The organism is Chamaesiphon sp. (genome assembly GCF_041738855.1).
Taxonomy (GTDB): Bacteria; Cyanobacteriota; Cyanobacteriia; order Cyanobacteriales; family Chamaesiphonaceae; genus Chamaesiphon.
On the sequence record NZ_JBGSPA010000057.1, the window covers coordinates 1 to 8701 of the forward strand.

General features: G+C 47.4%; 9 protein-coding genes and 1 pseudogene. 4 read left to right on the forward strand and 6 right to left on the reverse strand.

From position 1 onward, the window contains the following. Together ACEW9I_RS06025 and ACEW9I_RS06030 are read left to right on the forward strand one after the other, a co-directional pair. Positions 1-355: helix-turn-helix domain-containing protein (locus ACEW9I_RS06025; protein ID WP_373539451.1), on the forward strand; the 355-nt coding region annotated here is incomplete at its 5' end. Further along, positions 356-1342, forward strand: a complete 987-nt coding sequence (locus tag ACEW9I_RS06030) for a tyrosine-type recombinase/integrase (protein ID WP_373539452.1) — start codon at positions 356-358, stop codon at positions 1340-1342. 58 nt (positions 1343-1400) lie between these two features. Here the strand turns inward: ACEW9I_RS06030 and ACEW9I_RS06035 are convergent, their stop codons facing one another. Then, positions 1401-1892 carry an HAD family hydrolase gene (locus ACEW9I_RS06035; RefSeq protein ID WP_373539453.1) on the reverse strand — a complete coding sequence of 164 codons (492 nt, stop codon included), beginning with the start codon at positions 1890-1892 and terminating at the stop codon, positions 1401-1403. Between the two features lie 44 nt (positions 1893-1936). Between ACEW9I_RS06035 and ACEW9I_RS06040 the strand changes: the two genes are divergently transcribed. Beyond that, positions 1937-2236, forward strand: coding sequence for a hypothetical protein (locus ACEW9I_RS06040; RefSeq protein WP_373539454.1), 300 nt, complete (start codon positions 1937-1939; stop codon positions 2234-2236). Between the two features lie 30 nt (positions 2237-2266). Here the strand turns inward: ACEW9I_RS06040 and ACEW9I_RS06045 are convergent, their stop codons facing one another. The 4 genes and pseudogenes from ACEW9I_RS06045 to ACEW9I_RS06060 all read right to left on the reverse strand — a co-directional run bounded on the left by ACEW9I_RS06045 (position 2267) and on the right by ACEW9I_RS06060 (position 6734). Next, positions 2267-2983 carry a class I SAM-dependent methyltransferase gene (locus ACEW9I_RS06045; RefSeq protein WP_373539455.1) on the reverse strand — a complete coding sequence of 239 codons (717 nt, stop codon included), beginning with the start codon at positions 2981-2983 and terminating at the stop codon, positions 2267-2269. Then, the gene (locus ACEW9I_RS06050) at positions 2983-3771 is read right to left on the reverse strand and encodes a MauE/DoxX family redox-associated membrane protein (protein WP_373539456.1); all 789 of its coding nucleotides are present in this window, start codon (positions 3769-3771) and stop codon (positions 2983-2985) included. The genes ACEW9I_RS06045 and ACEW9I_RS06050 overlap by 1 nt, the downstream gene beginning before the upstream one ends. 120 nt (positions 3772-3891) lie before the next feature. After that, entirely contained in the window at positions 3892-5523 is a 1632-nt protein-coding gene (locus ACEW9I_RS06055) for a GTPase (RefSeq protein WP_373539457.1), read from the reverse strand. 68 nt (positions 5524-5591) lie between these two features. Next, positions 5592-6734, reverse strand: a pseudogene (locus tag ACEW9I_RS06060) (NAD(P)/FAD-dependent oxidoreductase). A 336-nt stretch (positions 6735-7070) separates the two neighbouring features. Between ACEW9I_RS06060 and ACEW9I_RS06065 the strand changes: the two are divergent. Then, positions 7071-7949 (forward strand): D-alanyl-D-alanine carboxypeptidase, encoded by an 879-nt coding sequence (locus ACEW9I_RS06065; RefSeq protein WP_373539458.1) that lies wholly within the window; start codon positions 7071-7073, stop codon positions 7947-7949. 212 nt (positions 7950-8161) lie between these two features. Here ACEW9I_RS06065 and ACEW9I_RS06070 read toward each other — a convergent pair. Next, positions 8162-8701: WD40 repeat domain-containing protein (locus ACEW9I_RS06070; protein WP_373539459.1), on the reverse strand; the 540-nt coding region annotated here is incomplete at its 5' end.

Here is an 8701-nt window from a genome sequence, read left to right on the forward strand (position 1 = left end):
CCAGTGGAGGCGAGTTTTTATGAGCGGACGACACAGAACATACAGACAAGTTAAGGAAGAGTTTTCTCCGCAGAGACAAGCAAAGATCCAGGCTGGTGCGGAGAAGATTAAAAAAGAGTTGAAAATATTAAGTACCGTCCGACAAGCGGCAGGACTTACACAGGAGGAGTTAGCAGCTTTATTAGATGTTAAACAATCGTATATTTCTCAAGTCGAAAATAGAGAAAACATCACACTTAGTACCCTGTTTGGGGCAATCGCTGCAATGGGCGGCTCGATCGATCTGACTGTCAATTTTCCAACGAAACCTTCAGTGCAGTTTTCACAGATAGAAACATTATTCCTGTCTGAATAAATGGTTGAGATAATTATTCAGAAAATCGCCCCTGTCTCCGTTCCCGTTGTTTCATCGGATAATCTCTGGGCGGGGTTTGGTCAGTTGAAGATTGCTGATAGTACTAGGAAGCAGTACGTTAAGGCGATCGAGAATTTCTGTCAGTTCGCTTATAGTGGCTCTGCGACTCCAGAGACGATCTCGGAATTTCTAGATCTCGATCGATATGCGGCAATTGAGATGGTATTAAGATATCGTCGTCACTCGATCGATAAAAAATTGGCACCCAGCACGATTAATGTTCGGCTGGCGGCGATTAAGAGTTTGGTGGACATGGCACGGAAGTTGGGTAAAACCACGATCGATCTGGGCGATATCGAGAGCATTCCCAGTGAAAGCTATCGCGATACTAGAGGGATTTCTGTCGAACAGTTTAAATCGATGTTGGAGGCAATCGATCCTAGTACGCCCATCGGAGTGAGGGATTATGCGATTATGCTGTTATTCTGGGGCAACGCACTCCGGCGGGGGGAAATTGCCAGTGCGAATATTGAGGATTTTTTACCCCAGCAGCAGAAGTTAACGATCTTAGGGAAGGGGAAACGAGTGAAGGTGGCGATCGATCTGACCGATAGTGTGAGTTATGCTTTGGAGGAGTGGCTGAATTTTCATCCACGTAATGCGCCAGGACAGCCCCTGATCACTTCTTTGAGCCATAATTGCTATGGGGGGAGGATTGCTGGGGATAGTATTTATCGGATCGTTCAGGGCTATGCTGAGGCTGCGGGGATCGAGCGGCGGGTGTCGCCTCATCGGTTGCGGCATAGTTCGATTACGGCGTTTTTAGATGCTAGTGGCGGTAATCTGCGGGCAGCGCAGGCGTTGAGTCGGCATCGAAATCAGAATACTTTGAATTTGTATGATGATAATCGACGGCAGGAACAGAAGGGTGCTTCTGGGATGCTGGAGGAGTTGTTGGCGGGGAATGGTGGGCAAATGCGCGACTAAAAGCATAGCTCAAAACTTCGACCTACTCTTAATCGCTCGAAACTTTTCACTGGCAATTTTAAAGCATGGCGGTGATTTCGGCTAAGGTCGTAATCGGCAGATCGGCAAGACCTTGCCACGGGAATTCTCCAGTTGGATCGAGATAGACAGTGGCACTGCCAGCTCGTCGCCCAGCTTCCAGATCGAATACATAATCTCCCACCATGACCGATCGATCGGGGGATGCGCTCCAACCCGATAGCAATTGCCAAATCCCGTCTGGACTTGGCTTGGGCGGACAACAATGGCGACTCAGGATCGATTCTGTTGGAAAGAATTCAGCTAATCCGCAAGCAGCTAAGGTCGCCTGGGCATTGGGTTTACTATTCCGAGTCAGGATACCGATCCGATCGCCCCGCGAGCGCAATTTAGTCAGGAGTTCTCTGGCACCGACTTGTGCTGTGGCTCGGTGGGCGATATCTAGTTCCAAAGTGTCAAGCTGTTGGTGTAACTGGGCGGCTTGGGCGGCAGGCAGATCGTTGAGGGCTTCTAGGATGGGTCGATTCGGCAAAGCCGACGCTAGCGCGAACGAGCGGTAGTCCCAGAATGCGCTTGATGCCGTCGAAGTCGTGGATACTAATGGTCAGCGTCCCGTCCATATCAAAAATCCAACAGTCACGTCGATCGAAGGAAACAGACATCAGACACAAAGATCGAGACAATGCTTTTAGCTTACACCAAGAAATGTCTTACAGGCAGTTGCCACTGAGGAGCATCCTACTTTTCATCCCACATTCTACTAGTCTACGTCAGGTAAGGGAAATGCTGATTCGCTATGATGATGGGCGACAGCAGTTGCAGGGTAAGGCGGCTAAGACCCTGGCTGGTGCAATTTTAGAGCGAGAGGTGGATTAGAGGATAGGGATTGTATTTCTACACGTCACTTTAGGCGCATTTTTTGTCGATTCCTTTTTTAGTATACCAAGCATGAATGAGCAGAGTCTGAAAAAATAACACAGGCTGACTAAAGCCGCTCCCTGCAATCATCGATTCTACTTCATGTGGTGGTAATACAGCCACATCTCGACCGTAGGAATACCGAAACTTTTCGATTTCCTCAGCAGGCACTTCGGAGTACCGGAGCAGCCGCAACCAAACCTCTAGCAGACTGCTGTAGGCTGGCGTAGACATATCCGAAACAATGTCAGCACTAACCAAATATCCATCAGGGCTTAGTCGTGCGGCGATTTGACGGAAAAAGTTGCGCCGCTCCTCTGGCTGCATCAAAAAGTGAGACACCAACAAGCAAGTCGCCGCATCGAAAGCATCAGCGGCGGGTAATGAATCGAGATAACCTTCATGAAAGGTACAACGGGAGGTGATGCCACATTCTGCGGCGCGACGACGGCAAATGTCTAGCATCGGCGCAGCAGGTTCTACTGCGGTAAACTGCCACTGGGGGAATGCTTGTGCCAGATAAATCAATTCTGAGCCAGTCCCCACACCGACGCAGAGAATTCGGGCATCCGCCGGAAGTTCGGCAAGGATCGTGCGAATTAATAGATGAAGTGCGTCACGCAATGGTGCTAATTTAGCGAATCTTTCATCGTATGAAGCAGCCCGTTCTTTATCAAATACAACAGATGATTCTCGATTTTCCATTAAAATTTTACCTCTTTAATTGATAAATTTTGCTTAGATTCCGCAACACTCGAATCTACGATTGGCAGTGGGGAGATCGAGTTGGTTCGAGTGGATGTTTGGGTTGGGATATTTGTGCTCGTGTAAATTAACATTGCTCCCATTATCGTCATCATCAAGTTTTCCGCCATACTGATTACACCTAAAGGTGCTTTAGAATTTCCACCCACACAAGCACAATTGAGAGCCATCTTATCGATATATACAGCTTTAACTACCGATCCAACTCCACTGACACCTACCGTAGTCGATGCAATGCCAGTTAATAGTGGTGCAACGCCAGATAAAAATCCTAAGCCGATCGCAAGTTCTAGAAATGGGTATATCTTACCGTATGATTTGAATTTCTTCGTGACTAGATCGTAATTCTGAAAACTTGCAGTAAATGAATCTAAATCCATTAATTTGAGACTCGCTAACATCGATAAAGCTATCCCCATAAAGCCAGACATTTTCAGAGATAGAGCCAACGTCATCAATCCTGCTGTAGAAAATAGAGCGATAACTGGAGTATAGGAGATTTTGGTTGGCTCTAGACCAGCAGATAATCGACTTGCTAGATCTGTATAGCCACCAATTCGTTCTCGACCGCAAAAGATTTGGGGTGTAGTCGATACTTGATATTTGGCTTTTAATTCATCTACTTCTTCACGCGATCGCAATTTAATATCCTCAAAATTTAGTCCGCGCTCTTGTAGGAGTTTTACAGCTTTTAATCCCCACGGGCATTCACTTTCTGAGTTGGACATTCGATAGAGCTTAATCTGACAGGAGTTTAGATCGATCGGAATTGATGATTGATTTTGGCTCATAAAAATGAATAAGTTTATAGTTGGTGATTTAGATGAAAATATATTTTAAATAAAAATCTAATATCTTAAAAATAGCCGACCACCCCAAGCTAAAATTAAGGTAAAAAGAATCGCCGCGATCGATTGTCGTGCCATTAATCCTAGCGCAAATTTCCAAGACTGTTCGCGGGCGATCGTTAGTGCTGTGACTAGGCAAGGTAGCAAAACTCCCGCCAGATAAACAGCCGTGAGGATTTGCAGTGGAGATAATAGTGAGATCGTTTTCGGTTCGGCAAATAGTAATAATCCATCTTTACGAATCGATGCCAAAATCACAGGTAAGGCGGCATCTGGTGGCAGATTAAATAAACTCATCAGCGGGGAGATTAGTCCGCCCAGCCAGTCGAGAATAGACGCGATTGCCGAAATTACCAAAAAGATTGGAATTGCGTTAGTTAAAAATTGCTCGATCGTGCCCTTAGCTTCGCGCCAAATCGTTTTCAACTGGGGTGTTTCTAGAAAAATGCGCCGTTCGATGACTAGCGTATTTTGTCTGGAACGAGCCGACTTCGGGGCAATCAGGCGCGTGTAAAGTAACGTTGTAAAGGTTAAATAAAGTAGATAAGGAATTATCAGAAACGCTCGATTCGCAGCACTAAATACCCCTAACGTAGCACCAAATTGGTAGGAACATGCCGAACCAAAAGCAATCGCCGAAATACAGGTCTTGCGGGAGCAACTAGAGCAGGCACGGGTACTAATTACCGCTGGCACATTGCAGCCAAAACCCATGATGACGCGGACTAAATCTCGTCCAGATAATCCCACAGGGCGTAAAATTGGATCCAAAGCGATCGTGATGCGTTCGACTAAACCACTGGCTTTATATCCACCCAAAAATAGAGCGTAGAGGATGACTGTAGGGACTGCCCAGACAAATAATAATGGCCCCATAGTGACTAATCCATACCGCCCGATGGCGATTTCTTTGAGCAGTGGTGTTAAGCCAGACAAGGCTGCTGTAACGGGTTTGATGATTTCCTGTACGAGTGGGTCGGCGATCGCTGCAAAACTATTAGCAGCATAGACAGCAATTATCGCAGGTAGCAGTAGCAACGCGATCGCGAGTAGCCAACCAATGCGGGGATGTTCTAGCCAAGTGGGACGAGGTTCGATTCGCCAGCCAGCCAGATCTGGTTGCCATCGATGGGGAAATGCTGATGGATGATCGATCGCTGCTAAGATCGATTGACGTTGCTCGATCGTCAGATGTCTCGCATCTACTGGCACGATCGCTAGATTAGAAGCTTTTTCCCACTGGCGGATAACTTGGCGAGTAAAATCAGACGGTGCTACTTTGTCCCAAAACGGGATGACTACAATTCCTCGTTTCCCTGCCACTAACGGTAATAAGTCCGCTAAATCTTCATCGACATGGGTAGCTTTGACGACTAGCAGCACGGTGTCATGAAATTCTAACTGTGCTAAGGCAATTCGTGTCGTCGCTGCGTCCGAACGGTAGAGAATCCCAGGTGTATCTACAAACGTAACGCCGTCACCTGAATAGGTTTCACAGGCAACTGTAGAGCCACGAAAGTTGGTGCTGTAGGCAGATTTACCAGTCAGGGAGGCAATCAGTTGAGATTTACCAGTGTTTTCCTTGCCGATAATGACGATCGATCTTTGGACAGGCGGTGTAAGTAAGGGCATGAGAAGTTGAGTGGCTTGCACTGAGCGTAGTCGTTGGCAACGCCTCTGCCTTAGCAGAAGTGTGGGGGTTAGCAGATGCAATCGTTGTCACAGCAGGAGAGATCGTCGAGGAACATCCCTTCATCACGATAGACTTCTAGACCCGCCGGATCGATATCTAGGCGACGCGCAATCGAATTTGCCACTACCGCAAAGCGTTGACGAAACTTATAAATAAAGCAAAAGATCGCTTTGTCATGGCGCACGGCAGGGCCGATTACAAATAACCCAGGGGTAATGGTAGACTCATCTTCATCATTCAATCGGGCATAGCCATCCGACCAATTAAACAGATTGGCAATTCGCTTTAAACTGCCCTCAAAGCCAGTACAGATAATCGGTTGCGTCGGTGAAATCCACTTATCATATTCACTATGAATGGCATAACCACCAGGCTCCGCTGTTACTTCTTCAATTGCGACATTCCCGATTAGTTCTAATCGCCCCGTCGAATAACACAACTCGACTCGCTGCAACGTATATGGAGATAGCGAAACACTCGGATCGGGGTCGGTATTGCCCCAGGTGCCACTGCGTTGGCGTATAGCCTACCGGAGGTAATCGAGTACTTTGACTTTTTTCCCCAAAGCTACCAAATTTACCGCTGCATCCATGCCACTTTCGTACCCACCAAGAATCGTAAACTCATCCCCCTGAAGTTGAGTCCAAGAGTCTACTTGGGAGTTATGGAGACACAAATCTGCACCAGGAAAAGGATTCAAATTCGGATACTGAAATTCTCCGGCTGCCCAAATCACAAATTGGGTTTGAATAATGCCATCTGGCACATGAATCTCAAACCCCCGACATTGGGGTAATATTTCGATTTTCTCGACTTCAATGCCTGTATGGACAGGCAAGCTAATTCGATCTGCAACCATTTCTAGGTAACGTGCATATTGGGTACCATTTAAGTGTTCGCGCCGGAAACTAATCGCGGGGGAGGTTTTTCGGGCGATCGCATTTAAGTCGAGTTGTCCAAACCCATGCGCGGGAAAGGATGGAGTGATAAAATTCATCTCTTGCGGCCATCGCCGAAAGGATTCACCGATTTGATGCCGTTCCAGAATGGCGAAATTCTCCAATCCCAAATCTCGTAACACCGCCCCCATCCCAATCCCCGCCGCACCTGCACCCACAATTACGACATCATAAGTTTCTGATTTTTTCATAGGCTGGGGCGCGAATAAAGGTATCCAAGAATGATAATCATTCTCTTATTTTAGTCCTAATCGCAGATCTCAACCTGAGATTCCTAGATTAAGATCGCGAGGGTTCTCTTGCAGCGAGGCTCCGCCAACGGGGTTGTCGGCATTATCGCCGATTGGCTGGATAGCTCGATTTATGGTGTTATGAGGCTAAAATCGAGAAATAACTTGAGAATGATTATCATTCTTGTGGTATAGTCTTGGCTGATGGCTCAATACCCTGTAAGATAAGTTCATATTTCTTCAAATAAGGGAACTATTCTTTAAGATTGCTCTCATTAGTAACGTTAAGACTCACGAATGCGCCTCAATCAAAAGATTAAATATTACCTCTACCGATCGATCTCAGCCTTTGTAGCTATGGCGATCGTGGCTAGCTCATCGACACTAGATCGAGCTGCATCAGCCCTAAATCCGCCACCAAACCAGGTAAAGCAAACCCAGATCGCTAACAGCCCCAATATTTGCTCTAGTAATCTCAACTCAGTATTAGATCCGATCGTCAACGCGCCTACCTTTGAGAAAGGGAAGTGGGGCATACTAGTACAATCTCTCGCTACCGGACAGACATTGTATGAGCATAATCCAGACCTATCACTCATCCCCGCTTCTAATATCAAGCTGCTGACTACCGCCGCAGCGGTGCAAAATGTCCCCAACCTACCATCGATCGATCTAGAGGAATGGCTGCGAGCGATTGGTTTGGTTAACCGCGATAGCAATAATCAACAAGCAAATCGACTACTGAGCCGGATGGGTGGAGTCCAAGCCATCAAAACGGCGATCGCTCCTTTGGGAGTCAACCCCGACACTTACAGACAGGTAGATGGTTCGGGCTTATCCCGCAGCAATCGGGCCGAACCGACGACCTTTGTTAATCTGCTCAGGGGAATGTCAAATCTACCAGGAAATAAAATTTTCTACGATTCGCTCTCGATCGCGGGAATGAATGGCACGTTAAGCAACCGCCTCACAGATCCCTTCCTCCAAGGCAGAGTCCATGCCAAAACCGGAACTCTAAAGGGGGTAAGAACCCTCTCTGGCTATCTAGACAATCCCAATTATGGCAAGATGGTATTTAGCATAATGGTCAATCAGTCGGGATTATCGGGAAAGGTGATGACTAACGCGATCGACGAAATGGTTTTAGATTTAGCACGAGTGAAAAACTGTGCCTAAGCTAACGTGAGTTTCTCCTTTCGGAGAGGCTCCGCCAAAGGGTTAAGGATATTTGCTTCGCTCTGGCACCACCTCCGATTAAAATCGGGGCTAACATTACAAAGTCCGCCTACGCGGACTAGATTCTTAGTCCGCGTAGGCGGACTTTGCATCACTAGCCACGATTTCAATCGTTGGCAGTACTAGAACGAAGCTGATGTTAAGTTAATCAGTCACCCACAAACTGACCAAACAAACAACTCACCCCGCCGTCCCCCCGCAGCTAACCGACATCCGGTTGGATGCCAAGCTAAACAACAAAACCCCTCCTCTGCCCCGTCAAGTACCTGCACTGCCTCCACAGCCGCTTGCCAGAGAACGATCCAGCCATCTTCTGCTAGGGATGCCAACACCCCGCTTTTGGGCTGAAATGCCACATCGATGACATTCCCACTACCGAGTTCTAGCACCCAACTCTCCCAGTCCAAAGGAGTCTTGACCCATACCGACACTATTTCGCGGGTAGAAGCGACTAGAAACGGTGGAAAATTGGTGTCAGGGGGCAGATCTGCCCAAGCTAATCGATTGACCTTACCAGGAAAGCCACTCATCCGCATCGGCATATCGCTTTCATCGACTGATTCTTGCTCCAGATATTGAGCTTTTGACCAGTCCAATACGCCCACGCTGCGATCGTATATGGCACAAGCTAAATTAGCACCATCTGGCGACCAAGCCAGGGTAATGGCAGGTGAGTTCAATTCCCACTGATA